This is a genomic window from Niabella digestorum, assembly GCF_036409055.1.
Lineage (GTDB): Bacteria > Bacteroidota > Bacteroidia > Chitinophagales > Chitinophagaceae > Niabella > Niabella composti.
In genome coordinates, this window is record NZ_JAZGLY010000004.1 from 361,216 (window position 1) to 387,935 (window position 26,720).

General features: G+C 40.6%; 25 protein-coding genes. 12 read left to right on the plus strand and 13 right to left on the minus strand.

The window, feature by feature from the left end; translation table 11 throughout:
• Positions 1 to 12 precede the first annotated feature (12 nt).
• On the plus strand, positions 13 to 1,176 hold the full coding sequence (locus tag V2H41_RS09010; protein WP_330974818.1) for a PepSY-associated TM helix domain-containing protein: 1,164 nt from the start codon (positions 13 to 15) through the stop codon (positions 1,174 to 1,176).
• Between the two features lie 5 nt (positions 1,177 to 1,181).
• Here the strand turns inward: V2H41_RS09010 and msrB are convergent, their stop codons facing one another.
• Positions 1,182 to 1,652 (minus strand): peptide-methionine (R)-S-oxide reductase MsrB, encoded by a 471-nt coding sequence (gene msrB, locus V2H41_RS09015; RefSeq protein ID WP_330974819.1) that lies wholly within the window; start codon positions 1,650 to 1,652, stop codon positions 1,182 to 1,184.
• Between the two features lie 268 nt (positions 1,653 to 1,920).
• Here msrB and V2H41_RS09020 point away from each other — a divergent pair, with 268 nt between their 5' ends.
• Positions 1,921 to 2,505, plus strand: coding sequence for an adenylate kinase (locus tag V2H41_RS09020; protein WP_330974820.1), 585 nt, complete (start codon positions 1,921 to 1,923; stop codon positions 2,503 to 2,505).
• A gap of 45 nt (positions 2,506 to 2,550) precedes the next feature.
• On the opposite strand, the gene V2H41_RS09025 is transcribed toward V2H41_RS09020, so the two are convergent.
• Positions 2,551 to 2,994 (minus strand): viral A-type inclusion protein, encoded by a 444-nt coding sequence (locus tag V2H41_RS09025; protein WP_330974821.1) that lies wholly within the window; start codon positions 2,992 to 2,994, stop codon positions 2,551 to 2,553.
• A 236-nt stretch (positions 2,995 to 3,230) separates the two neighbouring features.
• On the opposite strand from V2H41_RS09025, the gene V2H41_RS09030 reads away from it, so the two are divergent.
• Entirely contained in the window at positions 3,231 to 4,568 is a 1,338-nt protein-coding gene (locus V2H41_RS09030) for an OmpA family protein (RefSeq protein ID WP_330974822.1), read from the plus strand.
• A gap of 92 nt (positions 4,569 to 4,660) precedes the next feature.
• On the opposite strand, the gene feoB is transcribed toward V2H41_RS09030, so the two are convergent.
• Positions 4,661 to 6,778, minus strand: coding sequence for a ferrous iron transport protein B (feoB, locus tag V2H41_RS09035; RefSeq protein WP_330974823.1), 2,118 nt, complete (start codon positions 6,776 to 6,778; stop codon positions 4,661 to 4,663).
• 135 nt (positions 6,779 to 6,913) lie between these two features.
• Between feoB and V2H41_RS09040 the strand changes: the two genes are divergently transcribed.
• The 4 genes from V2H41_RS09040 to V2H41_RS09055 all read left to right on the plus strand — a co-directional run bounded on the left by V2H41_RS09040 (position 6,914) and on the right by V2H41_RS09055 (position 10,514).
• The gene (locus V2H41_RS09040) at positions 6,914 to 7,357 is read left to right on the plus strand and encodes an IPExxxVDY family protein (RefSeq protein ID WP_330974824.1); all 444 of its coding nucleotides are present in this window, start codon (positions 6,914 to 6,916) and stop codon (positions 7,355 to 7,357) included.
• Positions 7,358 to 7,368: 11 nt separating this feature from the next.
• Complete coding sequence (locus V2H41_RS09045; protein WP_330974825.1) at positions 7,369 to 7,599, plus strand: 4a-hydroxytetrahydrobiopterin dehydratase; 231 nt, start codon at positions 7,369 to 7,371, stop codon at positions 7,597 to 7,599.
• A 167-nt stretch (positions 7,600 to 7,766) separates the two neighbouring features.
• Complete coding sequence (locus V2H41_RS09050; RefSeq protein WP_330974826.1) at positions 7,767 to 9,905, plus strand: peptidylprolyl isomerase; 2,139 nt, start codon at positions 7,767 to 7,769, stop codon at positions 9,903 to 9,905.
• Between the two features lie 105 nt (positions 9,906 to 10,010).
• Positions 10,011 to 10,514 (plus strand): DUF2480 family protein, encoded by a 504-nt coding sequence (locus V2H41_RS09055; protein ID WP_330974827.1) that lies wholly within the window; start codon positions 10,011 to 10,013, stop codon positions 10,512 to 10,514.
• Positions 10,515 to 10,528: 14 nt separating this feature from the next.
• Here V2H41_RS09055 and corA read toward each other — a convergent pair whose 3' ends face one another.
• The 7 genes from corA to dnaN all read right to left on the minus strand — a co-directional run bounded on the left by corA (position 10,529) and on the right by dnaN (position 18,191).
• Positions 10,529 to 11,635, minus strand: a complete 1,107-nt coding sequence (gene corA, locus V2H41_RS09060; protein WP_330974828.1) for a magnesium/cobalt transporter CorA — start codon at positions 11,633 to 11,635, stop codon at positions 10,529 to 10,531.
• Positions 11,636 to 11,695: 60 nt separating this feature from the next.
• Positions 11,696 to 12,424, minus strand: a complete 729-nt coding sequence (kdsB, locus tag V2H41_RS09065; RefSeq protein ID WP_330974829.1) for a 3-deoxy-manno-octulosonate cytidylyltransferase — start codon at positions 12,422 to 12,424, stop codon at positions 11,696 to 11,698.
• Positions 12,425 to 12,486: 62 nt separating this feature from the next.
• Positions 12,487 to 13,311 carry a sterol desaturase family protein gene (locus V2H41_RS09070; RefSeq protein WP_330974830.1) on the minus strand — a complete coding sequence of 275 codons (825 nt, stop codon included), beginning with the start codon at positions 13,309 to 13,311 and terminating at the stop codon, positions 12,487 to 12,489.
• 111 nt (positions 13,312 to 13,422) lie between these two features.
• Entirely contained in the window at positions 13,423 to 13,953 is a 531-nt protein-coding gene (locus tag V2H41_RS09075) for an SRPBCC family protein (RefSeq protein WP_330974831.1), read from the minus strand.
• Positions 13,954 to 14,041: 88 nt separating this feature from the next.
• On the minus strand, positions 14,042 to 14,440 hold the full coding sequence (locus V2H41_RS09080; protein ID WP_330974832.1) for a putative signal transducing protein: 399 nt from the start codon (positions 14,438 to 14,440) through the stop codon (positions 14,042 to 14,044).
• A 140-nt stretch (positions 14,441 to 14,580) separates the two neighbouring features.
• Positions 14,581 to 16,854: a S9 family peptidase gene (locus tag V2H41_RS09085; protein WP_330974833.1), complete on the minus strand. Its 2,274-nt coding sequence runs from the start codon at positions 16,852 to 16,854 to the stop codon at positions 14,581 to 14,583.
• Between the two features lie 221 nt (positions 16,855 to 17,075).
• Positions 17,076 to 18,191 carry a DNA polymerase III subunit beta gene (gene dnaN, locus V2H41_RS09090; protein ID WP_330974834.1) on the minus strand — a complete coding sequence of 372 codons (1,116 nt, stop codon included), beginning with the start codon at positions 18,189 to 18,191 and terminating at the stop codon, positions 17,076 to 17,078.
• 181 nt (positions 18,192 to 18,372) lie between these two features.
• Between dnaN and V2H41_RS09095 the strand changes: the two genes are divergently transcribed.
• On the plus strand, positions 18,373 to 18,849 hold the full coding sequence (locus V2H41_RS09095; protein WP_330974835.1) for a regulatory protein RecX: 477 nt from the start codon (positions 18,373 to 18,375) through the stop codon (positions 18,847 to 18,849).
• Entirely contained in the window at positions 18,846 to 19,670 is an 825-nt protein-coding gene (locus V2H41_RS09100) for a nitrilase family protein (protein WP_330974836.1), read from the plus strand. Before V2H41_RS09095 ends, V2H41_RS09100 begins: the two co-directional genes overlap by 4 nt.
• Here V2H41_RS09100 and V2H41_RS09105 read toward each other — a convergent pair.
• From V2H41_RS09105 to V2H41_RS09115, 3 genes are all read right to left on the minus strand, one after another.
• The gene (locus tag V2H41_RS09105; RefSeq protein WP_330974837.1) at positions 19,664 to 21,151 is read right to left on the minus strand and encodes a S41 family peptidase; all 1,488 of its coding nucleotides are present in this window, start codon (positions 21,149 to 21,151) and stop codon (positions 19,664 to 19,666) included. The genes V2H41_RS09100 and V2H41_RS09105 overlap by 7 nt on opposite strands.
• A 52-nt stretch (positions 21,152 to 21,203) precedes the next feature.
• Positions 21,204 to 22,235, minus strand: coding sequence for a thiamine-phosphate kinase (gene thiL, locus V2H41_RS09110; RefSeq protein ID WP_330974838.1), 1,032 nt, complete (start codon positions 22,233 to 22,235; stop codon positions 21,204 to 21,206).
• 114 nt (positions 22,236 to 22,349) lie between these two features.
• Positions 22,350 to 23,120 (minus strand): inositol monophosphatase family protein, encoded by a 771-nt coding sequence (locus V2H41_RS09115; RefSeq protein ID WP_330974839.1) that lies wholly within the window; start codon positions 23,118 to 23,120, stop codon positions 22,350 to 22,352.
• Positions 23,121 to 23,668: 548 nt separating this feature from the next.
• On the opposite strand from V2H41_RS09115, the gene V2H41_RS09120 reads away from it, so the two are divergent.
• The 3 genes from V2H41_RS09120 to mtgA all read left to right on the plus strand — a co-directional run bounded on the left by V2H41_RS09120 (position 23,669) and on the right by mtgA (position 26,665).
• Positions 23,669 to 25,201 carry a GH3 family acyl-acid amido synthetase gene (locus tag V2H41_RS09120; protein WP_330974840.1) on the plus strand — a complete coding sequence of 511 codons (1,533 nt, stop codon included), beginning with the start codon at positions 23,669 to 23,671 and terminating at the stop codon, positions 25,199 to 25,201.
• A 40-nt stretch (positions 25,202 to 25,241) separates the two neighbouring features.
• Positions 25,242 to 25,877, plus strand: a complete 636-nt coding sequence (locus V2H41_RS09125) for a LysE family translocator (protein WP_330974841.1) — start codon at positions 25,242 to 25,244, stop codon at positions 25,875 to 25,877.
• A gap of 89 nt (positions 25,878 to 25,966) precedes the next feature.
• Positions 25,967 to 26,665 carry a monofunctional biosynthetic peptidoglycan transglycosylase gene (gene mtgA, locus V2H41_RS09130; protein WP_330974842.1) on the plus strand — a complete coding sequence of 233 codons (699 nt, stop codon included), beginning with the start codon at positions 25,967 to 25,969 and terminating at the stop codon, positions 26,663 to 26,665.
• Positions 26,666 to 26,720: the final 55 nt, after the last annotated feature.

The window sequence follows — 26,720 nt, forward strand, 5'->3', positions numbered from 1 at the left end:
TAGGTGTAGGAGATGAGAATAAAAAAGGCAATAGGAAAAATTCATTTATGGCTGGGACTCGCTTCCGGCCTTATTGTCTTCTGGTTGGGAATATCCGGCTGTTTGATTGCATTTGAGCGAGAAATCACTCGTGCGGTGGAGCAGTTTAGATATGTAGAAAATCCGGGAACAAAATATCTACCTCCTACTGTATTGAAAGATTCGGTGGATAAGTATCTGAACGGAAAAGAAACTATAATACTCGAGTATCTGGGTCCTCGCGATGCGGCCTTAGCTTATTATTATGATGACAGCGTTTACTATCAGGTTTTCATTAATCCTTACACTGGCCATGTGCAGAAGGTGAAGAATATGCGAAAAGACTTCTTTCGCATTATTACCATGGGCCATTACGAATTGTGGATGGGAAAGCCGGGAAGAGTTATCGTTTCAACAGCTACGCTTATTTTTCTGATATTGATGATTACAGGTGTAGTGTTGTGGTGGCCGCGAAACAAAGCGGCAGCTCGTCAGCGGTTTAAATTTAAGTGGAAGCCCTCCACCCGATGGAAACGGAAAAACTACGATTTGCACAACGTGCTAGGATTTTATATGACCTGGGTGGCTATTTTTCTTGCCATTACCGGACTAATTATGGGATTCCAGTGGTTTGCCCGCTCTGTTTATTTTGTTTCTTCCGGAGGCCAAACGATGCCTCCTCATGAGCATCCTGTATCGGATAGCGCATTGGCTCTTTCGGCAGATCGTTCACAAGTTGTTAATACTGTATGGCTGGAGCTAATGCAGCAAAAACGAAGCGACAATAAGGTGGGGATTGTGTTTCCACAAGATGAAACAGATGCATTGGAAGGCTTTGTTAACCATAATTTGGACAGTTATTATAACGTCGATTTTTATCATTATGACCAATACACCGGAAAGGAATTGCCTGCAGAAGGTATTTGGGCGGGCAAGTTTAAGGATGCTTCTTTGGCCGATAAGATTCAGCGGATGAATTACGATATTCATGTGGGGGCCATACTGGGCTTTCCGGGCAAACTGCTGGTGTTTTTTGCAAGTTTGATTGCAGCCAGCCTTCCTGTTACCGGGTTTTATATCTGGTACGGTAGAAGAAAAAAGAAAATCCTGTCTATTGCTAAACAGGATTTCCCACAAAACTATTGTGTGACACCATAAAGTGCTTAAGACTTTTTCTGTTGTTTGTATTCTTTTTCGATATCCTGCGCTTTTTCAAAGTCGAGAATAACGCCATTGATACAATAGCGCAATCCGGTTGGGGGCGGACCGTCGTCAAATACATGTCCTAAATGCGCTTGGCAGCGACCGCATTGTACTTCGGTACGAATCATACCATGCGAGCGGTCTTCCAGATAGATTACACTGTTTTTGCTAATCGGCTCATAAAAGCTAGGCCAGCCACAGCCGCTATCAAATTTAGTATCGCTTTTAAATAAGGGATTGCCGCAGGCGGCACAATAATAAGTACCTACCTCTTTAAAATTCTCAAATTTGCTGGTCCAAGGACGTTCCGTACCTTTTTGTCGAGCTATGTAATACACCTCCGGTGATAGAATCTTCTGCCATTCTTCATTACTCAGTTTTACCGGGGTAGTATCGGTACGGGAGTAAACCGGATTTTTTGATTTATCCATGATGGTTGTGTCTTTAGGATGAGAAGATTTCGTTTGCGATTGGCATTGATGAAAAAAACAACCTATAAGAATCAATATAATCGCAGACGATTTCATATTTATTAAACAAATCCGAATTGAAAAAAGTTTTGCATTAAATCTTATTATTAGAAATTGTATAGAAAAAACCTATTTATATAATAAAATTACAATAAAAGGTCCATCAACTAATGAAATTATCCGATGATACAGTATATTTGTTCACTTACATCAAATTAAAATTGCGTAAATGTTTAATTTAGTTCTATTTGGACCGCCCGGTAGTGGTAAGGGCACTCAGGCACAAAAATTAATTGAAAAATATAAGCTGGTACATCTTTCCACCGGCGATCTGTTAAGAAACGAAATTGCTAATCAGACGCCGCTGGGACTTGAAGCCAAAAAAATAATGGACAGTGGTCAGCTGGTACCTGACGAGGTCGTAATAAGCATTATTAATAATTGCCTAGAGAAAAATACAGGAGCCACCGGCTTTTTATTTGACGGATTCCCTCGTACACTTAAACAGGCAGAAGCTTTGGATAAGCTATTGGTGGAAAAGGCTACCGGAATTAATCTGGTGTTAGCATTGGAGGTAAACGAAAACGAGTTGGTAAGAAGATTGCTCGAAAGAGGAAAAACCTCTGGAAGGTCCGATGATACCAGTGAAGAAGTAATCAGAAAGCGATTCCAAGTATATAGCAACGATACCGCTCCAGTAGCGGCTTATTATAAAGAGCAAGGTAAATTTAAGCCAATCTTTGGTGAAGGTTCGATAGACGAAATTTTTGATGCACTGTGTAAGGAAATAGATTCCGCAACAGCTAAGCAATAAAAGCATAAAAGCCCGCAACTCGCGGGCTTTATTTTTTCTATTCAGTTATTTACTAGATAATACCGAATCGGCTTTGGCGATACTGGAAAGTACAACATCCTTCATTTTATTTACCGAGGTCAGTTGCACTCTCAAATAAGCTTGGCGTTGGGTTTCATCATTCTTTAATGAGTCGTACTTAAAGCCGTCCATCCATTCGTTCATGGCGGCATCGGCATAGTTTAGGTCTTTTATAGTACTGTCTAACAATGCCATTCTTTTTTTATGCACTTCTGTACGCGGGAGATTTTTAAGCGAATCATACTCCGATTGTGCCTGCTTTAGCAACCGATTTAGTTTTGCCATTTTTGGCATAGCTACGTCGTGTCCGGCCAGAACTTCTGAAAGAAGACTATCTGATAAAGACATATCGCTATCGTTGTCTCCGGAAGACTGATTCTCACAGGATAGAAAAGCACAAACAAAAATGGCCAACGCGAATTTTCTCATCTAATATGGTTTTTTACGATTTACAATGGCTAATCTTTTCCCAATGAAAAGCAAAAATAGCCATATACTACATATCCCTAATTCAGGTGATTGTAAGGTTTATTTGATGTATTAGCTATACTTTTATATTGTATTAAAGCAAATGTAAAGACCTTAATTTAATAATAAGGTTTATATAAAAATTTTCTGACTAAACACCGTTCCTGTTGGAAATAAAAATAATTAAAATAAATAACATGAGAGCACTATTATTACTTCTGTCTTTTGTTTGTTGTACAAGCGTATTGTACGGACAAATTTTCGATCCGAAAGTTAAAGCTAAAAGGGCTGCAGAAAACAGGGTGAATAATCGCATCGATCAGGGAATTGATAAAGGCTTGAATAAAGTAGAAGAAGGCATCGGAAATATTTTCAAGAAAAAGTCAAAAAATAGTAACAACGACGAAGGAACCAGTAAGCAAAGCTCCTCTGGAAACAAGGGGAGTAACGGAGGCGGTTCTTCATCAAGCGGGAATGACGATTTTTCGGTATCCGGAAAATTTGATTTTGTTCCTGGGGAAAAAGTTATTGTTGTTGAAGATTTTAGCCAAGACGCATTGGGAGATTTTCCTGCAAAGTGGAATACGAACGGGTCCGGAGAATTAGTACGTTTGGGAGATCAATCTTCGAAATTTTTAAAAACATCTAGCGAAGTAGTGTTTTATCCGGAGTTTGTTAAAAAATTGCCGGAGAACTTTACTGTTGAGTTTGATCTGGTCGCTTCACCCAATTTCAGCTTTTACAACGGGTTTTTCATTGTGGGTTTCACAAGCGAGCCTAATGTAGGAGCCAACTGGCGTCTATTCAAAAGATTTGGCAATAGAGCCGAGCCCAAAGCCAATGTGGAAGTGGCGTTTCATCCTACTAGTGCCGGCGGTCAAAAAGGAAGAACCGTATTTCACAGCTTTGGAGGTGGAAAAGAAATTATAAAGAATGATGCAGAGCAGAGCGTGTTTAAATCCATGGGAAGGGATTTGTTTGCGCATGTTAGCATCTGGCGTCAAAAAGGAAGAGTAAGAGTATATCTTAATGATGTAAAAATTTGGGATATTCCTAGAGCATTAAATGATGGAGCGGTAATTAATTCCATTTATTTCAGAAACGATGGCTCAGGGAAAGACGACCAAGCATTCTTCATCAGCAATCTGCGCGTCGCTGTGGGCGCACCTGATACAAGAAACAAATTGATAACTGAAGGAAAATTTGTTACTACTGGAATTTTATTTGATGTAAATAGTGATAAAATTAAGCCTGAAAGCTATGGAGTACTGAAAGAGATTGCCAATGTATTGCAGGAAAATGAAAGCGTGAAAGTGAAAATCGTAGGTCATACCGATAGTGATGGCGATGATGCATCTAACCTAGCACTTTCCAAACGTCGAGCCGAATCGGTGAAACGCACACTGGTCTCTAAATTTGGTATCAGCGAGAGCAGAATGGTAACCGATGGAAAAGGAGAGTCTGAACCGGTAAGTCCTAATAATACTCCGGAAGGTAAAGCAAACAACAGACGGGTAGAATTTATCAAAATGTAATTCATCCCAGCCATTAACTTCATTAAAAGAGCGGGTATTGCACCCGCTCTTTTTTGTTAAGGGAGAAACGAAAAATTAGTATCGACAAAAAACTATTTCAATAACTGATAGGCGATAAAACTAACGATATAGGCCAGACCGGTCATGTATACCAGTTGAATGAGGGGCCATTTCCAACTGCCGGTTTCTCTTTTTACAATGGCCAGTGTACTCATACACTGCATTGCAAAAACGTAGAAGAGCATTAAGGAAATTCCGGTTGCTAGCGTAAACACTTTGGACCCATCGCTGAAGGTCGCTTGTTGCATTTTTTGCTGTAAGGCAAGGTTTTCCTCGCCGTCATCTTCCACACTGTACAATGTGGCCATTGTACCCACAAAAACCTCCCGAGCGGCAAAGGAAGTAATGAGTGCAATACCAATTTTCCAGTCGTAACCCAGAGGACGAATAACAGGTTCTATAGCCTTACCCATAAGGCCGGCGTAAGAGTTCTCCAGCTTGGCTGTTCCGTATTGTTCCTCAATAAGCGTGGTGTCGGCTCCGGGTTGAGCCAGTTGTTGCTCGTATTGCTGATGTACCTGCTCCATTTTTTGTTTAGGTCCAAAAGAGCTTAGGAACCACAACACAAGGCTGATTAACAGAATAACTTTACCTGCCTGAAACACAAAAATTTTCGCTTTTTCAATCATTGTGTGGAAGGCATTCTTCCAGCGAGGAGCACGGTATACCGGCAACTCAAGAATGAAGAAGCTTTTTTCTTGTATTTTCACAAACCATTTGGCCACATAAGCTACCAGCATGGCAAATACAATACCTATTAAATACAGTCCCATCATCACCAACCCCTGCACACTGATAAAGCCGGCAATATAGGTTCGAGGAATAACGATGGCCGTTAGAATCAGATACACCGGAAGCCGGGCAGAACAACTCATTAAAGGTGTTACCAGAATGGTAAGCAGGCGTTCTTTACGATTTTCGATATTACGTGCACTCATAATAGCCGGCACCGCACAGGCAAAGCCGCTAATCATTGGCATAACGCTTTTACCATTCAATCCTACGGAACGCATGATTCTGTCAGTAAGAAAACTGATGCGTGCCATGTACCCGGTGTCTTCCAGTATGGTAATTAGCCCAAACAGAATCATAATCTGCGGAATGAAAATGACAATGCCTCCCAGTCCGGCAACGAGTCCATTAATTAGCAGGTCCGAGAAGTTATTTTCAGGCAATATCGAGCTCAGCCAGTTGCTAAATGCGGCCGTGCCACTATCAATCCAATCCATAGGATAGGATGCCAGCAAAAAAACACACTGAAACAGCAGAAACAATACTCCCAGTAGAATCACATATCCCCAGAAAGGATGCAGGAATATATTGTCCAGCCTTTCTGTCATTCTGGATTGCTTTTGCGGATCGGGGAAGGTTACCGCCACATTCAGTATATGATTGATTCTTGTATAACGTTGTAGAATCTCTTCGGCCTGTGTGCGTGTGGGGTTGAACTGATAATCTTTTTCTGTTTGTTCAATCTGCTCTTGAACATCATTGTTCAGTGCAAAGGTTTCATGATTGATAAGGTAATGTACGGCTTCGTACTCGCCCACTCCGGGCAAAATTTGCTGAACTCGCCTTATGGCTTCAGGGGCCAAAGAGGAGACATCAATAAAGTTGCGAGGTGTGGGTTTGTATAGATTGCCCGAAACCAGCTCTATTGCTTTTTTTAAGGCATCAATTCCTTTATTCTTGCGCGGATTTACCGCCACAACCGGCACACCCAGCTCCCGCTCCATTTCATTAATATCGATTTGTATACCCTTTTTGCGGGCGATGTCGGTCATGGTTAATGCAACAACTACCGGACGTTTCAAGTCGATAATTTGGGTGCAAAACAGGAGGTTCCTTTTCAAGCTGCTCGCATCGGCCACAGCCACAATTACATCGGGATGGATGTGTGGGTCTTGTCCAATAATCACTTTGTATGCCACCTCTTCATCCAAACGACGTGGATACAAGCTATAGGTTCCCGGCAGGTCAATAACCGTAGCAGCGCGATTACCAATTTGGGTGATGCCCGTTTTTTTATCAACTGTAACACCCGGAAAGTTGCCCACTTTCTGGTTAAGTCCGGTAAGCGCATTGAATAGCGAAGTTTTGCCGCTATTGGGATTTCCTGCTAAAGCGATATGTAAGTTTATAGTCTTCAAGATGTAAAATCGCAAAAATAACCGCCTTAAGGGTAATAATGTTTACGAATTACGGAGAATTATGCAAATTAAGTCCCTCCGCCCGTGTATTTGTTCTAACTTTACCTCAAAATTCGCTCGCAAAATAATACAAGAATGGCCAGCGTGAAATTAGAGTTAGATACCCAGAACATCATTGACAGTTTTTTTGACGAAACAAAGCTGTTAGGTATAGTAACTACCGTAAAGGATTACCGTTTTTGCTGGAACCTCAACAATATGCTGGGCCTTAATTTTCGCATCAATCACGATATAGAAATAAAGCTGGTAAGAAAAAAACGAACCTATTTCTTCTCTGTATACGAATATCGCGAGCCCCATAGTGCACTGTGCCATTATCTGTACAATAATTTATATGACGGAGAGTACTTGTTGCCGGAGTTTAAAAATCTGGATTTTTTGTGGCTGATGAAGAACGATACGGTAACAGAGGACTATCTAGATCAGATAAAAATCATGCTTCGCAGCATTCCGGGAGTACAGCTGGTAACTGAGCTTACCAATGAAAAAATCAAAAACAAAGAATATCTTATCTTTTAAAAATCATCATCATGTGGCAGGAGCAAAACAATAAGCTGTTTAAAAAATTTACTTTTAAAACCTTCAGCGAAGCTTTTGCTTTCATGACGCGGGTGGCGCTAGAAGCCGAAAAAATGAACCACCATCCGGAGTGGAAAAATGTGTATAATACGGTAGAAATATGGCTTAGCACACATGATGCTGGTGATATCATTACCGAAAAAGACCGATTGCTCGCAGAGAAAATTGACCAATTACAGTAAAGCTTTGGAAGCCCCTACTCTTTATCTCACTGTATTTTGGAGCATACTGTGGCGACGGAATTAAAGAAATTGCCAAAATCATTGTTCAAAACGCCCCATCTTATTTTTCCACAATTTGTTGATATTTTCAAATACCCTATTTTTGCCGTCCTTTATAGTAATATATTATGTCGATTATACAGAAAATCCAGGACCAGTACGCCAAGGTAATGGCGGTAATCATTGCCATTGCGCTTATTGTATTTGTAATAATGCTTGCTTTTGAGAATGGCGGAACTTTATTTAGAGGCGATGTAACGACCGTGGGTAAAGTAAACGGCGAAGTAATAGACTACGACCGCTTTCGAATCCAGGTGGAGCAACAAACTATGATGTTGCAACAAAGAGGAATGGGCTCCGGAGAGGCTGTATCCCAGCAGGCACTGGAACAAGCCTGGAATGGCGAAATTGCAAGAATTTTGCTGAATCAGGAAACCGGTAAGCTGGGTATCGATGTAGGTAAAAAAGAATTGAACGATATTTTATTTGGATCCAATCCTCCTCAGGAGCTGCTTCAAGCTTTCCAGGATCCGCAAACTGGACGTTATAATCCGGCGCTGGCTCAGCAACAAATTAATCAAATAAAAACCAAAGGAACAGAAGAGCAAAAAGCGCAGCTAAATGCTTTTCTGGAACAGATGGCATTCCAGCGTTTGGCCGAGAAGTTTGATGCACTCTTCACTACAAGCATCAACTTTCCAAAATGGATGATTGAAAAGGAAAACGCACAAAACAGTCTGCTTTCCAAAATTTCTTTTGTGCGGGAACCTTATAGCAGCATTCCGGACTCTACAGTAAAAGTGACTAATGAAGACATTCAGAAATACATTGACAAACACAAAGAAGAGTTCAAGCAAACTGAAAGTCGCAGTATTAGCTATGTAGCTTTCAATGCAGAGCCTAGTGCTGCCGATAGTGCTCAAATTCGTGAAAGTCTTTTAGCGCTTAAACCAGCTTTTGATAGCGTAACAGATGTCAAAGCTTTCCTAAGAAATCAGGGGGTCAATAACTATTACGATGGTTATATCAGCGCTAATCGCATTCAAGTGCCTATGAAGGATTCCATTTTTAAAGTTGGCATAGGCAATATTTATGGACCCTACATTGATGCCGGTAATTATGTGCTGGCTAAAGTGGTGGCACAAAGAAATATTCCTGATACCGTAAAAATCAGACATATACTGGTAGGTACAATGCAAATGGATCCGCAAACTGGTCAGCAAATTCCAATCAGAGATGATTCTACCGCCAAAAAACTGGCCGATAGCATTGCACTTGCCATTCGCAACGGAGCCAATTTTGATTCTCTTGTTGTAAAATTCTCTAACGATCTAGGAAGTGTGAATAACGGTGGGGTGTATGATGGTGTGCCTTCCGGACAAATGGTTCCAGAGTTTAACGACTTTATTTTTACCAATCCAGTAGGAGCAAAAGGGGTTGTAAAAACAGATTACGGATATCACTATATAGAAATTCTTTCTCAAAAAGGTAGCAGTACTGGTTATAAAATTGCATATCTGAACAAGCCTATTGAGGCAAGTGCCGAAACCGATATGGCTGCTAACAGCCAGGCTACCAAATTTGCAGCACAGGTAAAAGACAGAAAATCTTTCGAAGAGGCTGCGGATAAATTGCAGAAAGAAAAAGGCGTTTACCGATCTGTTGCTCAGGATATTGCACCAACCGCATCTTTTGTTCCCGGTTTGGGGGCATCCCGCACCTTTGTGAAAAGTATTTATAATGCAAAACTGGGAGAAATTGTTCAGCCCGAGCGTGTAGGTGACTACTATGTTGTAGCCATTGTTACCGAAGTGAATAAAGAAGGGACCATGAGCGTAGATAAAGCAAGATTCATGGTAGAACCTTTATTGATAAACCAGAAAAAAGCTGAGCTTATCTCTCAGAAAATAGGCAAGATTACAACACTTGAAGCTGTAGCCGAAAAACTGAAAAAGCCAATTGAAGTGGCCGACAGTCTTCGTTTCAGCGGTCAGTTTGCTCAGTCAATCGGTTTTGAACCGAAGGTTATCGGAGCCGCCTTTAATAAGGAAAATGTGAACAAAGTAGTAAATGAGCCTATTGCAGGTACACAAGGTGTATATGTAGTAAGAATTGATAACCTGACTGCAACACCCGTAGAAGCTGCTAATGTAGAAGAAACTCGAAAAATGCGTTACATGCAAGGCAAACAGCAGGCGCAGTATCAAACCTTCCAGGCTCTTAAAGAGGCTGCCTCTATTAAAGACTACCGGGCTAAGTTCTATTAATAATACAATTGTAATAGTGTGATATACCAAAATCCCGACACAGTGTCGGGATTTTGCTTTTATTACAGATTGAACAAGTTGCCGGCATATATGTTAATTTAGCGTATGGATGTTATCAGAAATAAGGTAGCTGAAAGTGGCATCATTACTTTAAATCTTGAGGAATATTTGCCTAAGGAGGAAATCGTTCTTTTCGATATCAAGGATTATTTGTTTATGGAAATGATATTGAAAGAAAAGGATTTCCGTGAAGCGTTGAAGCAACACGATTGGCAGCAATATGCCGGAAAAAATGTGGGAATCATTTGTACGGCCGATGCTATTATTCCTCATTGGGCATACATGCTTATTGTAAGCTATCTGCAGCCTGTTGCACAATATGTAGCTGCAGGAGATGCAGAAGAGCTGAAAAAACGCATCCTATTGCATAATATTAATAATCTGGACACAGCATCCTTTTCAGATAAGCGCGTAGTGATAAAAGGCTGCGGGGATGTATCTATTGATGCATTTGCTTATGCAGAAATAACCCGAGTACTATTACCTGTTGTAAAAAGCCTTATGTATGGCGAGCCTTGCAGTACAGTTCCTGTATTTAAAAGAAAATAATTGTTGCGGCAGTATTAAAACCATTTTCGTTTCTTAAATAGTAACAACATCCATGCAGGAATCAGCAGCATAGCGGCCACAGCAATCCAAAATCCCCAGTGGAAGTCAGACATCGGAATATTGGTGAAGTTCATTCCAAAGATGCCACCTATAACCGTTGCCGGCGCTAATAAGCAGGTTACGATAGCCATTACTTTCATCACTTCGTTCATCTTTAGATTTACGTTATTGATATACAGGTCCTGTAGTCCCATTATCATATCGCGATAGTTTTCCACCAAATCTATAGCTTGTATGATGTGGTCGTAAACATCTTTATAAAATCGCTCGTTGAACTCCGTAAGCAAATCACTATCGCTTTTAATAAGGCCGCTGACAACATCTCTCATGGGAAACACGCTGCGTTTTAGAACGATGAGCTCTTTGCGCAAGGCATTGATATGTGCCAGTGAGCGTTTGGTGGTATGACGTATGATCTCTTCCTCCAAGTCTTCAATACTATCGCGCAACTTATCCATCACTATAAAATAATTATCCACGATGGTGTCCATCAGCGTATAGTACAGGTAATCGGCTTCCTTCCCGCGGGTTTTACTGGTAGGAAGTTTTAACCGCTCCCTTAATGAAGTGAACATGTCTCTGGTAGGATCTTCCTGAAAGGTAATAATGAAATTTTTGCCCAGTACAAGGCTAATCTGCTCATACCCCACCGATTTTCGTTCTTCGTTGTAATACAACATATGCGTCAGGCAGAAAAGAATATCATCAATCTCTTCCATTTTAGGGCGCTGATGAAGACTGAGGATATCCTCTCTAAGCAGCGGATGAATACCGTAACACTCTCCCACCTTATCCACATCATCTTTACGCAAGCCATCGATATTTATCCACACTATATGATTATCCTGTTTCAGTGTTAATACCTCTTCAACAGATATGTTTTTATACTCCCGAATATCCTCTTTATTATAAACGTACGCAGTAATGATAACGTTGGTAGCTTCTTCCCGCACAGGTACAATAGTAGGATTGACGGAAAGTATTTCTTTGGTACGTTCAGTACTGAAAAGTTCTAATAAGTTGGGGAGAAAGAGGTACTTCAGATATTTTTCCGGACGCATAATATTTGTTTTTTTAACTATGTTGTTGAAGTAAAAACAGTACTCCTTCCTCACATTGCATTACTGGCTGCTTATCAAGTGTAGCGCTTTTTCCAGATCTTCAGGCGTATCAATCGCTATATTCTTATAATCAGTTTCGGCCATGTAAATATCTATACCGTTATATAAAAACCGTAGCTGCTCCAGTTTTTCAATTTGTTCTAATGGTGCTTTGGGCAATGTAGTAAAATGCAATAATTCCGCTTTGCGAAATGCGTATACACCAATGTGCAGATAGTAATGAACCTCTGTATTCGCATCTCGTTGATACGGAATCATACTACGGCTGAAGTACAGCGCTTTGTTGTACTTGTTCGTTACCACTTTTACCATGTTGGGGTTCGAAGCATCTGCCGAATTATCCATTTTTCGCATTAAAGAGGCTACTTTTACTTCTGGATTCTCAAATAAGCGCACCAATTTTTCTAAAGGCTCTTTTTGAATAAAAGGCTCATCGCCCTGCACGTTTACCACTACATCCACATCGAGAGAGCGTACAGCTTCGGCAATGCGGTCTGTACCACTATCGTGTTCTTCCCGACTCATAAGGGCTTTACCGCCTCGTGAACTGATTTCTTGGAAAATAATATCGCTGTCGGTAATCACATATACATCATGAAATAAACCACTATTTACAGCAGCCTCATAAGTATGTGTGATGACGGGTTTATCACCCAACATTTTCATCAGCTTGGCAGGAAATCGCGTAGCTGCATAACGGGCGGGAATCATCGCAATTACTTTACTCATATATCAAAAGTAGGGAAAATTATGAGTGGCAACGGAACCATGAACATAGTTGGTAACATTGCTTAAGATTCGTTTTTTCTGATAAAAGGATCTTTTAAAAGGCTGATAAAATCTTCATCTTTTTCGTTAGGGTAATAACGATCCAATCCGTAGCGAATTTGTGAAGGCTCTAAAGAGGAGAATGTACCGAACATACGATCCCAAATCGAAAACACCGCTCCATAGTTGCTATCGGTATAAGGCTGCTTCCAGTGATGATGTACTTTATGCATATTGGGAGACACTAGTATATAGCTTAATGATTTATCCAGCAGTGGGGGCAGACTAATGTTGGCATGAGTAAATGCTGTGGTTACAACAACGAGCGTTTGATAAATCATCACACTGTACATAGGCGCACCACTTACAAAAATCAGCAACAAAAAGAAAATACCACGTAACAAACTGTCGCCTGGATGATGTCTTAATCCTGTAGTAACGTCTACTTTATTATCGCTATGATGAATAAGATGATAACGCCATAAATAGGCATTTTTATGCATAACCCAATGCACTAGCCAGCTGCTAAAATCAAGCGCCAGCACACCAATGGCGATGGCGCCGCCCACTCCCGCATTCAACCAGTATACCAATCCCCAATTAGCTGCTTTGCACCAGTCGCTTAACATAACGATGAAAACAGCAAGCCCTGTGTGAATAATCAGATGCATTACCGTAAAGCCAAAGTTCACTAATGCATGTTGCAGTTTGTTTTTGCGATAATTCAATCGAAACAAAGGAATGGCTCCCTCAAGAATCCAGAAGAACAACAAGCCTGCTACCAGCAGTGCCATGCGCTCCAGCGGACGTTGTTCCAAGGTGGAGAAATAGGCGATAATCCGATCCATACAATCGTTTTTAAAAAGCCTACAGCATTTTCGTATTGAAGTTACGGAATAATTAAACCCGGCCGGTCATAAATATGATGGGCCGGGTTTATGTCTGTAGCAGCAACACTTTTATTTTTCAAGAACAGCTTTGAGATTTTCCAGATTTTTTTGAAGGTCTTTTCCTACCATGGCATCCATACATAAATTCAACAGATTAAAAGGATAGGCGCTAGTACCGTACATGCTCCAGGTTACTTTGGTTTTATCGGTAGCAACGGCCTCTGTACTGATCGTAGTCATATTGGTGACTTGCATAGGTTCCTCAAACCGGAGCTCAATATCGATTTTTTGGTTTTCGATAATATTTTTTATTTCTTGTGCGCCTTTTCCTGCGTTTTTATTGCCATCCCAAGCATAAATAAATCCCGGAGTACCATCAGTTCCGGTGAATCTTTTTTTCATGCTAGGATCTAGCTGATTCCATACACTGTAATGATCCTGATTTTTAATATACCTTACGTAGCCAAAAACTTCGGATACAGGTTTGTTAATGACAATCTCTCTGGAAATCGAAAACTCTTTTTTCACAAATAGCGCCACAATCAATGCTAGGGCGATAATGGCCAGTAATACAAAGAGCAAGCGTTTTAAAAATTTCATAGCACCCAAATTGAAAATGTAAGAAAAAGGGGTATTCAAAAATAAAAATAGCCATAAAGCTTTCACTTGTCTTTTGGCAGGAAAATGCTTATGCTATGTCATACTCGTGATTACAGTCGAAGCAGTGATTCACTTTTTTGATCGGCAACGGCGCTCCTACATTTAAAAGAATGTTTGCAATTGTTCCTAGCCAGTTACGGATGCTTCGAGGTGTGCTTACTACCTCTATATTCAATGAACCGCATTTGGGACATGCATTTCGTAACTGATACGCTTCTCGATTTTGGCGAATCAAGTTCAACGCTCTTTCCAGCTGAGGTTCCGCTACCAGTAGTTTAATACCCCCTACAGCATTGGTGAGAATCGGGTCAACAGTTACGGTATTTTCATCTTTTAACCAACAACTGATATTTTCCATTTGCAAGCGTCCTAAGACCAGATGTGCGCTGATATAATTATCAAAAACTGCAGCCACCTTGTAGTCCATGACTAAATTTAAGAAAATTTGTTCAATGAATTGAGCGAAGTAGAGTGGATTGTTTCTAAAAAGTCTGATAACCCCGTTTTAATTGAATAAAAAAAAGCAGGAATCTTTGTTCCTGCTTTTATACATCGCTTTTATTGCATCTATTTTAAATTCTGATAGAAGAAGCCCATCATTGCTTTATAGAACTGAATTTGGTTTTCTTCTTTATAGAATCCGTGTCCTTCGTTGTATTTTACAAGATAAGGCACATTGAATCCTTTTGATCTCAGGGCCTTTACGATTTGATCCGATTCGGCAATCTTTACTCGGGGGTCGTTGGCACCCTGTACCACAAAGAGGGGTCTTTTGATTTTATCGATTTGATATACGGGAGAAACCTCTTTAGCAATTTTAGCTTCTTCAGGGTTATCTAGGTCGTACCAAATGCTTTTTACCATTTCGGTATAAGGTTTCCAATATTCGGGGAAAGATGCAAAGAAGGTTTCGATATTGGATACTCCTACATAATCTACACCACAACGGTAGAGCTCCGGGGTTCGAATCATACCCATAAGGGTTGCGTATCCTCCATGTGAGCCCCCATAAATGGCAATGCGGTCTTTATCGGCCCAGCCTTGTTTAATAATGTATTGTACACCGTCTTCTACATCGGCCATAACATTTCTACCGATTTGCTTAAATCCGGCTTTCAAGAAGTCTTTACCATATCCTCCCGAAATTCTGAAATTCACTTGAAGGGTTGCGTACCCTCTGCTAGCAAACAGTTGCGCCTCGGGATTGAAACCCCAGCTATCACGAATGCCTTGTGGTCCGCCATGGGGGTTTACAATTACCGGAACTTTCTTACCCTGCAATGCTTCTTTAGGCAAGGTAATATATCCGTGAATGGTAAGTCCATCCCTGCTTTTAAAGGTTATCGGTCGCATTTCGGCCATATCCGCTTCGTTCAGCTGCGGCATCAGATCGTATAGCAACTCGGCCTTCCCCGACTTTGTGTCGTAGATATAATATCTGCCGTACAGTTTATCGCTCTGTACAATCACCAGGTACTTATCTTCTTCATCAGTTTTACCTGCAATATTGAACTGATAGTTTTTAAATTGCGCTGAAAGATTTTGGTGAATCTTCTTAAAGGTTTCACTTACCGGAATAATTTCTACTTTTTCTCCTTCATAACCATAATAATCTAGCTCCCAATTCCTTTTTCGGGAAAGGCTTAAAATGCTTGCATCGTAATTGGGATGTGCGAAAACTTCTTTAATGATTTTTTGTGTTTTAAAATCGTATAGTGCAATCCTGCTTTTGTCTGAATCAAGATTGGTCAATACATACGCTTCGTCTTTATTACCACTTGCATAATTAAAAGCTAAAATAGAGAATCCCTCATACCAGTTGCTTTCTGTAATCAGCTTAAAGTCTTTTTCTCCATCCAGACGGTAATATAACTGCGTTTTGATACCATCTTTCATTTTATAATAAGCCTTCAGCTCCCCGAAGCGATTGAATACATAGTCGGCAATAGGGTTCAACGGGTCTTCATTGGTAAATAGTTTTTCGATGGCTCCTGTGTTGACGTTGATCTTATAGGGTTCATGAATTTGTTTATTATCCTTGTTTAGGCCCACAATGATAAAGTCTTTATAATCTCTGGAAGCGCTGATAATATTAGCCTGTACGCCCTCGAATGGAGTCAGATCAATGGTTTGTGACCCGTCCAAATTGGCTGCATAGAGATGATAGTTTTCATCGCCACCCTTGTCCATTACATACAAAAGTCGATTATCGTTTACCCATCCATATCCTTTAATAAGCTCATCTTTTTCTTCAATGGCCCGCGTAACCTTGCCCGTTGCAATCTCTTTCACATATACATGTCTTTTGTTGTTTTCGTCCTTCTCCATGTAGGAAAGATATTTTCCATTGGGCGATAGCTGAAACTGCGAGGATTTAGGTTTTCTGAAATAATCCTCTACGGAATATTTGTAAGAGCCTTTATCCATTTCCATCAACTTCTGAATTTCTTCTTCAGAAGAAGGTAGCGATGGATCTCCTGGCAATTCTTTTTTTGTTTTTTTCAACTGTAAAGGAATTTCTACACCACTTTGAAAGAATTTTCCTTCTATAACCTCTCCTTTCAATACTCCTTTGTAAGTAATACCGAACTGAGAGAGCCCTAAGGTCACTTCAGGGTTTTTAAACTCTACTTTGTCCAGTGGCAACCCTGTTGCTCCCTGAGCGGGAATATCCAAGCTAGCCGCTAGTGTTCCGTCTTTATTTTCTTCTACATTAAAGGTCATTTCTATCTTTTGACCCATTCCTTCTAATGTTCCTTTCCAGGTGCCGGATATTTGTGCCATAAGCTCCTGTGAAAGACCAATTGCAATGGCCATAATCAGTATTGTATGTTTATACATAATATAATTTTTTCGAATTATTGTAAATGCAAAGATGCAAAAACTCATTGCCATGTGGGGTTCACACAGCTCGGTGTTTTGGCTTTTGAAATCTTTTATCAATAGAATCTGAATGAATAACTCAATCCAGTCGAAAAATAGGTTAGTGTATTTATCAATAATCCCGGGTACGTTTTAAAAAAAGCAATGTACTACTGTACATTGCCTTTTTAAACCTATTTTTATTGATTCAGCATAAGTGGCATTACCAGCATCAACAGGTCCTCATTTTCGTCCTGTTCAACAGGCTTGATAAGCCCTGCTTTAGTAGGTGTGCTAAGTTCCAAGTATACATCTTCGCTTTGTGTACTGTTGAGCATTTCAATCAGGAACTTAGCATTGAAAGCAATTTGGATGTCTTCGCCATTGTACTGACACTTCATGCGCTCATTACCTTCGAAGCTGAAGTCAACATCTTGTGCTGCTAGCTGTAGTTCACTGCCGCTGATGGTTAAGGCCACCTGATAAGTACTTTTGTTACTGAATACACTTACACGGCGCAGCGCTCCTAGAAACTCTTGTCTGTTTACAGTTAATCTGTATGGATTTTCGGCAGGAATGACCACTTTGTAATCGGGGAAACGCGCATCTATCAAGCGACAGCTCAATCGGGTGGAGCCATGTGTAACAAAGAAGTGGTTGCTATTATAGTTCAGGATGATTTCGTCGTCATTGTCGGGCAAAGCCGATTTCAGTAGGTTCAACGGTTTACGTGGAACAATAAAGCTGTCGTTGCCTGCTGCTTCTACGTCGTTACGTTTATAACGCACCAATCTGTGAGCGTCTGTAGCTACAAACTGTACACCGTTTTTGCTGAGTTCGAAAAATACGCCGGTCATCGCGGGGCGCAAATCGTCGGTGCTAGTAGCAAATAAGGTTTTGTTAATTGCCGTTACTAAGGCAGAAGCAGTCATTTTGAAAGAGGTAGTATCATCTGCTGATGGTTCTTTCGGGAAATTATCGGGGTTTTCACCCATTACTTTATACTTACCGCTATCGCTGGTTATTTCCACTCCGAAATTTTTATCGATGGTGAAGGTCAGCGGCTGATCCGGAATATTTTTTAATGAATCAATCAGAATTTTTCCCGGAATACATACTCTTCCGCTATCCTTAGCCTCAATTTCCATTTCGGTTCTCATCACTGTTTCCAGATCCGTAGCGACAATGGTAAGCTTATTGGCTTCGATTTCAAAAAGGAAATCCTCCAATATCGGTAAAACGGTATTTGCGTTGATGACGCCTGAGAGGTTTTGCAGCTGTTTAAGCAACGCGTTTGATGATGCGATAAATTTCATCCGAATAAAAATTTTATAATTTTTGCCCCGATTTGGGGTGCAGCGAAACTACTATAAAAAAGATTTAACGCAATATAAATTATTTCAGAATATTGGAGCGCTCCCAACTCAAAAGCTTTGTATCTTTCACCTCCCTCACAGCGTTTCAATACGGAGATAGGGGGTTAAAAGTAGTTAATGGATGGGCAACTATGGCGAACAGCTGACTAGGGAACAGGCATTGCAAAAACTCAGGCACTACTGTGCCTATGCCGAACGCTGCCATAAAGATGTGATTAATAAGCTATATGAACTCGATGTGCGTAAAAAAGACCACGATGAAATTCTTGCCACTCTCATCGAAGAAAACTACCTGAACGAAGAACGATTTGCAAAGCAGTTTGCCGGCGGCCATTTTCGAATTAAAAAATGGGGACGCAACAAGATTATTCAGGCATTGCGACAAAAGGATATCAGCGATTATTGTATCACAGTGGCTATGAAAGAAATAGATGAGGAAGCATACATGCATACACTGGAGCGGCTTTTTGAGGAAAAATGGAGCAGCCTGAACCGGGAACGTAATCGCTTTATAAAAATGCGAAAAGTATCGGATTATCTGATACAGAAAGGGTATGAACCGGCCCTGATTAATGAACTTTTTAAGAATTTATCATGAAAGACAAACTAACGGTCACACTCATTCAGACAGCATTGGCATGGGAAGATAAGGCGGCCAATCTGAACAAGCTGCAGCAAAAGATAGAAGGCCTTCAGGAAAAAACGCATATAATCATCCTCCCCGAAATGTTTTCTACAGGGTTTAGTATGAATGCTCCCGTTCTTGCGGAAACCATGGATGGTCCTACCGTTGCCTGGATGAAAACAATGGCTGCGCAGAAAAAAGTAGTGCTGACGGGAAGTTTGATAATAAAAGAAGACTTTGGGGCGAATAAACACTCCTATTATAACCGTCTCATATGGATGTTACCTACGGGGCAGTACGGATATTATGATAAAAGGCATTTGTTTGCCTTTGCTGGAGAAGATGAATCCTATACTGCTGGTGAAAAAAGACTAATAGCATCTGTAAACAACTGGAAGCTGAATCTGCAGGTATGTTATGACCTGCGGTTTCCGGTTTGGGCACGTCAGGTTATAGCCTCACAAACACCCCGACAGGAGATAGCGCCCGAATACGATGTGCTAGTATATGTAGCCAACTGGCCCGAAACGCGTGTACATGCTTGGAGAACGCTTCTTCAGGCGCGTGCGATAGAAAATCAATGCTATGTAATAGGCGTTAACCGTGTGGGTACTGATGGCAAGGGTATCCATTACTCCGGAAACAGTATGGTGGTGGATCCATTGGGAGCCATATTGTATGATAAAAAGGACGAAGAAGATATTTTCACTATTACGCTGGATAAAGAACATTTGAATACGGTGCGCCAGAAGTTTCCATTTTGGAAAGATGCGGACCAGTTTAAGATTTATTGAACGTGCTGCGCATTTTTAATCAGTTCAATGGCTTTTTTCATTTTGTAATCTTCTCTGCGTCGGATGGCTTCAAGGCTTGGCCCTACAAATACATCGGGCGGTACACCTTGCCCTTTTAGGGCTGCATTTTTATTCACTACCATACGGAAGAGAGGCAACCGAAAACGCACTTTGCTGTGCGGTAATGTTACATCCGGAATAAGCATGGCCGTATTGCCATAAGCACCCCCACCCGATGGTTCGCCTACAATTTGCACATTGGATTGTCCTTTCAGGATATTCAACACAATAGTACTGGCTGAATAAGTAAAACCGCCACTCAGCAAAAACACTTGTCCGTCGAAATGATATTTCTTTTTAGGTTTGAACACCTGTTTTTCAAGATGGGTATAGTGCAGTTTGCCATTGCGTTTTTGGGTGCCTAATTTGATAATCAGTTTATTCCAAAAATCCTTTTCGATGTATTTGCTGTACGCGGACTTTGAAGTAATGGCGTAGATAGAATCTGCGAGTTTATAGGAATGGTCGGTCAAGTATCTCAACAAAGCATTAGCATTGCTAAGTCTTCCGCCTCCGTTCAAACGTAGATCAAGAATCAAATGAGGTATACCTGTTTTATGCAGTTCTTTGAATGATCGCCGAAGGAAGGATTGGAGCTGTAGCTTTTCCGAAAAACTGTTGAGCTCCATAATGGCATATCCCTCTGCTGCCTTTATCTCAAAAGAACGTGCTTGTTTCAATTTTTCTTTGCGGGAAATTTTTGGGGTTTTAGAAGCCGGTTTTACATCAAGCGAGTCTTTCTTTGCAGCAATAGGTTTAAAATAAAAGCGGTGAGGTTGACCGGTTGAATCTTTGAAACTCAGATGCCGGATAAACCTTGTGCCATACAGCAGGGCATACAGATTACCGAAATCGAAGCTGATTCGTTGACTTTTTGCTACCGGATTATTACCGTCCGCGGCAACAAAGCGAAACATTGTATCAATGATCGCTGTTACCGGAGTATCATTAAGGGAATCGATCAGGTCGCCCGAATTGATGGGAATATTTTTGAGTCGGGACGCTACTACCACTGCTGTGTCGTTCCAGGTTTTGATGGAAAGAGGAAAATTAATGGGAGGTTTATTCTTTTGGAAGTACTTCGAATAGCTTTTGGAAGGCTCTACGGTGGTATGTCCGCACTGAATCTGAGAGGACACGGCCATGAGTATTTTCCTGAATTCTTGTTCGGTGAGGCTATCAGTAATCAGTTTTCGACCAGCATCAAATACGCTGTCCATATATGCCTTGGAGCTGTGCCAATATAGGCTGGGATGTCTTTCTTCCAATATATTTTGGAACAAAGTATAATCTTCCTGTAATGCGGCTGCGCTGTATTTTTGGGCAGGATGAAAAGTTTTTTTTGTTGGGGAACAGGAGCAAACCCATACTGCTAGCAGCAACAGACCGCACCATCGATAAAAATATGTTTGCCCTAACATAGGCGGGTCAATAATCCGTCGGATAAAAACATCAACAACGAAAAGAATCATTTTATTGAATCGGGTTCCAGCCCTGTGCTACTAATTTGTGTTTGGCTCCGCCTTTGGTGATGATATGGCAACTTTCTTCTATATCGGCCATATATCCAATAATGCTGATTTGATCGTTATCTTTTATTTTATCATAATCATCCTGCGCTACAGTAAATAAAAGCTCATAATCCTCACCGCCGCTGAGAGCGCATAAAGTTGGATCTAGTTCAAACTTAAACGCTGCCAATCGGGAATCTTCCGCAATGGGAATTTTTTCTTCATATAATACACACCCCAGATTGCTTTGCTTGCAGATGTGTAAAACTTCGGAACTAAGGCCATCGCTTACATCGATCATAGAAGTAGGAACAACTTGTTTTTCTGCAAAAAACTCCACAATGTCTTTTCGTGCTTCGGGTTTTAATAAGCGTCCGATTACATGCGTTTGTTGTTCTAAATCTGGCTGTACGGATGGTGTTTCCAGAAATATCTTTTTTTCTCTTTCCAGAAACAGCAAGCCAAGATAAGCGGCTCCCAAATCTCCCGACACACAAATTAGATCTCCTTTTTTAGCAGTACTGCGTTTTACAAATGTATCAGGAGTGACTTCTCCAATAGCGGTTACGGATATTACAAACCCTTTTTGAGAAGTTGTGGTATCGCCTCCGACGAGGTCCACTCCATATTTATTGCAGGCCACATATACGCCTTCGTAAAACTCTTCCAAAGCCTCAAGGCTCATGCGATTGCTAACGCCAATGCTTAGTGTAATTTGAGTAGGAGTGGCATTCATGGCATATACATCGCTCAGGTTTACGATGACACTTTTATAACCTAGATGTTTCAATGGCGTATACATCAGGTCGAAGTGAATACCCTCCAGCAACAGGTCGGTTGTGATGACGGTCTGCTTACCGAAATGATCAATAACGGCAGCATCATCACCTACTCCCACCAGTGTAGAAGCGTTTTGCAATTCGATGTTTTTGGTGAGGTGGTCTATTAAACCAAACTCTCCCAAATCGGCTATTTCAGTTCTTTGTTCACTCATATATATGTGTATAAAAGTCGCTTCTAATGCGTGTATCAAATGTAGGATTGTATACAATAATTATTACGAAGCGCTGATAACTTTATCTAAGTTTTCTTTTTTCGTTAGAATTATTTACTGATTGTGGATCACCTTCAACATTTGTTCATGAATCAGACCATTGGTGGCCAAAATCCGGTGTTGGTAAGGGCTGTAAGGGTTTCCATCAAAATCGGTAACCTTACCTCCTGCTTCTTCAACAATCAGAAATCCTGCTGCGCTATCCCAGGGTTGTAATCTGTGTTCGTAAAAACCATCCAATCTGCCACAAGCCACCCAGCAAAGGTCTATGGCGGCAGCTCCTAAACGACGCACCGGCACTCCTTCGGTAATAAGACGTTCGAAAACCTGCAGAGGCCCGTTTTGCTCGTGGATATAAGTATAAGGGAATCCTGTAACCAGACAACTTTTCATGGCGTCGGTTTCGCTACTCACTTTAATGGGTTTTCCGTTAAGCGTAGCACCGCCTCCCCTTTCGGCAAAGAACAACTCGTTCATATGAGGATTGTACACCATTCCCAGAATCATTTCGCCGCTTTTTTCCACCGCCACTGAAATACAGTAGATAGGAATGCCGTGGGCAAAATTGATGGTTCCATCTATGGGATCAATAATCCATTTATATTCAGACTGTTGGGGCAGATCGCCACTTTCTTCGGTTAAAATATGATGATCGGGATAGGTTTTTTTTATGACTTCGATAATCGCTTTTTCTGAGGCTTCATCGGCTTCTGTAACGAGATTGTTACGACCTTCCTTGTACTTGATATCAAAAGTCTGATTGAAATATTTTACTACCTGTTCCGCACCGGCCATAACGGCTTCATGTAATACTGATTTTAGCATAAGGGCAAAGATAACATTGATTTACTATATCGCTTGGTTTACTGTATGTGTAGTATCTTCCCTTAAGAAAGGGGAAAAATCCCGTTTCCTTTAGACAAAATTTATTGTTTCTTTGAAACGTAATTATTTTCTCTAAATTGGTAAAGCTCTCACCACATATTATAACTAACAAACCTTTATCAAAACGGTTGCACATAATGATGGAAAAGGAAAAACAGCTGCGCTCGAGTGACATATTTAAAACAGATCGTCAATTGTTTCTGTTAAAGGTATTTTTACTGGGGATCTTCACCTGTTTTCTGGGGCTTATCATATATGGCCTGATGATGGTTTTTTAGGTATTTTTTATTGATGCTGAAATATTTCCTCGCCTATTCCTGTTTCTACTGAGTTTTTCTATTCATCAAATTCTGATAGTAGAAACAAATGCCATTTTTTCATAAATTAGACTCCGCAATACTGTTTAGGAGGAACATAAAAAGCTTACAAACACTCATTTTTTACAAAGTCGTATATTGCAGTTTTGCAGGGATAGCAGGGAATGTATTATGGCTTCAATTATTGATATTAAACTACCGGGAACGATTGCGAAGGTCTTTGGCCTTCCTAATGGTGATGTAAGCAGACAGCAGCGAAAAGTTCTTAAAAAGCTACTTAAAAAGGCAAGATTTACCGAATTTGGCCAAAAGTATGAATTTGATAAAATCCTTTTGAGTAAGGATATAGAAAGAGCGTATCAGCAATCGGTACCCATTCATGATTATAACAAGATTTACAATGAATGGTGGAAAAAAACATTGGACGGTGTTCCCGATGTTACCTGGCCCGGTAAAATAGAATACTACGCATTGAGCTCCGGAACATCCGAAGCCTCAAGTAAATATATTCCCGTAACTAAAGATCTCTTACGCAGCAATACTATTAATTATCTTAAACAACTTATCAGCGTATTTACCTATCAGGAGGCCAACAAAAAGTCGCTGCGTAAAAGTTTTCTGATAATTGGTGGTGCTACCGATCTGCAGAAAAGCGATAAAGGATGGTATGCCGGCGATCTCAGTGGGATACTGGCTAAAAAACGTCCGTTCTGGTTTCAGACATTTTATAAACCCGGAGGGCGTATTGCTGCTTTACGCGACTGGAATGAAAAGCTCAATGAAATAGTAGAACATGCTCGAGATTGGGATATTGGCTATATCGTAGGTGTACCAGCTTGGTGCCAGATGTGTATGGAAATGATTATAGAAAGGTACAATTTGAAAAACATACACGAAATATGGCCCAACTTTGGGGTGTTCGTACATGGAGGTGTAGCTTTTCAGCCGTATAAGAAATCCTTTGAACGATTGTTAGGCAAGCCTATTGTATATGTAGAGAATTATCTTTCCAGCGAGGGATTTATAGGCTATAAAATGCGCGAACATGCACAAGGCATGCAGCTAATTACTGACAATAATATTTTCTTTGAATTTATTCCTTTCGACAGCAACAACTTTGATGCAGATGGTAATTTGCTTCCTAATGCCAAAGCCGTTCTTATAAATGAAATAGAAGAAGAAAAAGAATACGCCATTTTGTTAAGTACCAATGCCGGTACCTGGCGTTATCTAATAGGCGACACGATACGCTTTCTCGATACCCGGCGGTGTGAGCTCATTATTACTGGACGCACCAAACATTTCCTGAGTTTGGTAGGTGAGCACCTGAGTGTAGAAAACATGAATCGCGCTATTGAAGAAGCCAACAATCATTTCAACATCAGTATTCCGGAGTATACAGTAACCGGCTTTCCCTATAAAAACTATTTTGCTCATAAGTGGTACATCGCTACCGATGACCCCGTAGACCCGCAGGAGCTGCTCACTTTTATTGACAATACGCTCAAGTCTATCAATGATGACTATGCTACAGAAAGAGCCAGCGCTCTTAAAGACGTGTTTATAGAAATATTGCCTGAAGAGAAGTTTTTAAAATTTATGGAGCTTCGTGGCAAATTGGGTAGTCAAAACAAATTCCCCCGGGTTATGAAAGGCAATCTGTTGCAAAGTTGGGATAAGTTTCTGTCGACCGGAAAAATTTAACATCATGGGATAAAAAAACTTTACTAATCTTGCCGGGAGTATGATTGAAGCCTTACTAAAAGGATTAACCCTGGGATTACTGTTAAGTATTGCGGTAGGCCCCGTATTGTTTTCCATCATCAAGCATAGCATCAATGTTGGGCACAAAGGAGGGCTTGCTTTTGTTGCCGGCGTTTCAATGAGCGATATTTCTCTGGCCTTTATAAGCAATGCGTTCTCCGCACTTTTTGAAGTGATGGTGGAACACAAACAGATCATAGGCATCATCGGAAGTTCTTTTTTGATGGGAATCGGTATATATTTTCTTTTTTTCAAAAAGGTGAAAATAAACGAAGAGGGCAAGGCCGAGCAAATTCACTTCCGAAAACGCGATTACGCCAAAATGTTTCTCTCCGGCTACCTGATGAACACTTTGAACCCTTCCGTATTCCTCTTCTGGCTCACAGCTTCTACCTCTTTTATCAGTCATACTATTCAGGAAAGAATTACCATTTTTACAACCTGTCTGCTGCTGGTATTAGCGGCCGATATTACTAAAGTAATGTTGGCAGGAAAAATTCGCAATCGTCTTACACCACATAACATTCAACTTATTAATCGGATAAATGGAATCATACTCATTGGTTTTTCCATTGCTTTAATTATAGGGCTGCTTTTTTATAAAACTACAACCTAATAGCTGTTTTAAACGTCTATCTGAGATAAGGGATACCAAAACATAAAAGTTGCTATAGCAAGAATCAGATTTAATTTAAATTACGTTCGATGAAAAGTATAAAATGGATATGGAGGTTTTTTAAAAGACTATTCATCGTTCTTTTCATTTTACAACTTGCATATATTGTTGCCTTAAAATGGATCAACCCTCCTATTACCATTACGCAAATTGTAAGCTGGATGAATGGAGAAGGCCTTACAAAAGAGTATGTGCCGCTGAAAGATATTTCTGAAGAAGCCAAGCTAGCTGTTATTGCATCGGAAGATCAACTTTTTCCCGATCATAGCGGATTTGACTGGCGAAGTATTCAAAAAGCTATTGAGTATAACAAAAAGAAACCGGGGCGTGTGCGAGGCGGTAGTACTATCAGCCAGCAAACAGCCAAAAATGTTTTCCTATGGCAAGGTAGAAGCTGGATCAGGAAAGGCTTGGAAACTTATTTTACGTTTATGATTGAACGCATCTGGGGAAAACAACGCATTCTGGAAATATATCTGAATGTAGCCGAAATGGGTAGAGGAATATTCGGGATCGAGGAGGCGGCCCAGCGATATTTTAATAAACCGGCTCGTGACCTTACAGCACGAGAAGCTGCGGCTATTGCAGCCATATTGCCTAGTCCAAAAAAATATCAGATAAAGCCCATGAGCTCATATGTATCCTCGCGCAGCAAAAAGATATTGCAACAGATGAATTTTCTGAGACCCGACAGAGATATTCAGGCCATCATTAGTAATAAACAATAGTTATGGGTTTTCTCGTGGTCCGTTTTTTGCTTGATTTATTCAATAAGAAATAATT

Excerpts from the sequence above, each read along its gene's own strand:
- V2H41_RS09010 (WP_330974818.1), top strand. The coding sequence starts at position 13 with ATGAGAATAAAAAAGGCAATAGGAAAAATTCATTTATGGCTGGGACTC.
- msrB (WP_330974819.1), bottom strand. The coding sequence starts at position 1,652 with ATGGATAAATCAAAAAATCCGGTTTACTCCCGTACCGATACTACCCCG.
- V2H41_RS09020 (WP_330974820.1), top strand. The coding sequence starts at position 1,921 with ATGTTTAATTTAGTTCTATTTGGACCGCCCGGTAGTGGTAAGGGCACT.
- V2H41_RS09025 (WP_330974821.1), bottom strand. The coding sequence starts at position 2,994 with ATGAGAAAATTCGCGTTGGCCATTTTTGTTTGTGCTTTTCTATCCTGT.
- V2H41_RS09030 (WP_330974822.1), top strand. The coding sequence starts at position 3,231 with ATGAGAGCACTATTATTACTTCTGTCTTTTGTTTGTTGTACAAGCGTA.
- V2H41_RS09040 (WP_330974824.1), top strand. The coding sequence starts at position 6,914 with ATGGCCAGCGTGAAATTAGAGTTAGATACCCAGAACATCATTGACAGT.
- V2H41_RS09045 (WP_330974825.1), top strand. The coding sequence starts at position 7,369 with ATGTGGCAGGAGCAAAACAATAAGCTGTTTAAAAAATTTACTTTTAAA.
- V2H41_RS09050 (WP_330974826.1), top strand. The coding sequence starts at position 7,767 with ATGTCGATTATACAGAAAATCCAGGACCAGTACGCCAAGGTAATGGCG.
- V2H41_RS09055 (WP_330974827.1), top strand. The coding sequence starts at position 10,011 with ATGGATGTTATCAGAAATAAGGTAGCTGAAAGTGGCATCATTACTTTA.
- corA (WP_330974828.1), bottom strand. The coding sequence starts at position 11,635 with ATGCGTCCGGAAAAATATCTGAAGTACCTCTTTCTCCCCAACTTATTA.
- kdsB (WP_330974829.1), bottom strand. The coding sequence starts at position 12,424 with ATGAGTAAAGTAATTGCGATGATTCCCGCCCGTTATGCAGCTACGCGA.
- V2H41_RS09070 (WP_330974830.1), bottom strand. The coding sequence starts at position 13,311 with ATGGATCGGATTATCGCCTATTTCTCCACCTTGGAACAACGTCCGCTG.
- V2H41_RS09075 (WP_330974831.1), bottom strand. The coding sequence starts at position 13,953 with ATGAAATTTTTAAAACGCTTGCTCTTTGTATTACTGGCCATTATCGCC.
- V2H41_RS09080 (WP_330974832.1), bottom strand. The coding sequence starts at position 14,440 with ATGGACTACAAGGTGGCTGCAGTTTTTGATAATTATATCAGCGCACAT.
- V2H41_RS09085 (WP_330974833.1), bottom strand. The coding sequence starts at position 16,854 with ATGTATAAACATACAATACTGATTATGGCCATTGCAATTGGTCTTTCA.
- dnaN (WP_330974834.1), bottom strand. The coding sequence starts at position 18,191 with ATGAAATTTATCGCATCATCAAACGCGTTGCTTAAACAGCTGCAAAAC.
- V2H41_RS09095 (WP_330974835.1), top strand. The coding sequence starts at position 18,373 with ATGGGCAACTATGGCGAACAGCTGACTAGGGAACAGGCATTGCAAAAA.
- V2H41_RS09100 (WP_330974836.1), top strand. The coding sequence starts at position 18,846 with ATGAAAGACAAACTAACGGTCACACTCATTCAGACAGCATTGGCATGG.
- V2H41_RS09105 (WP_330974837.1), bottom strand. The coding sequence starts at position 21,151 with ATGTTAGGGCAAACATATTTTTATCGATGGTGCGGTCTGTTGCTGCTA.
- thiL (WP_330974838.1), bottom strand. The coding sequence starts at position 22,235 with ATGAGTGAACAAAGAACTGAAATAGCCGATTTGGGAGAGTTTGGTTTA.
- V2H41_RS09115 (WP_330974839.1), bottom strand. The coding sequence starts at position 23,120 with ATGCTAAAATCAGTATTACATGAAGCCGTTATGGCCGGTGCGGAACAG.
- V2H41_RS09120 (WP_330974840.1), top strand. The coding sequence starts at position 23,669 with ATGGCTTCAATTATTGATATTAAACTACCGGGAACGATTGCGAAGGTC.
- V2H41_RS09125 (WP_330974841.1), top strand. The coding sequence starts at position 25,242 with ATGATTGAAGCCTTACTAAAAGGATTAACCCTGGGATTACTGTTAAGT.
- mtgA (WP_330974842.1), top strand. The coding sequence starts at position 25,967 with ATGAAAAGTATAAAATGGATATGGAGGTTTTTTAAAAGACTATTCATC.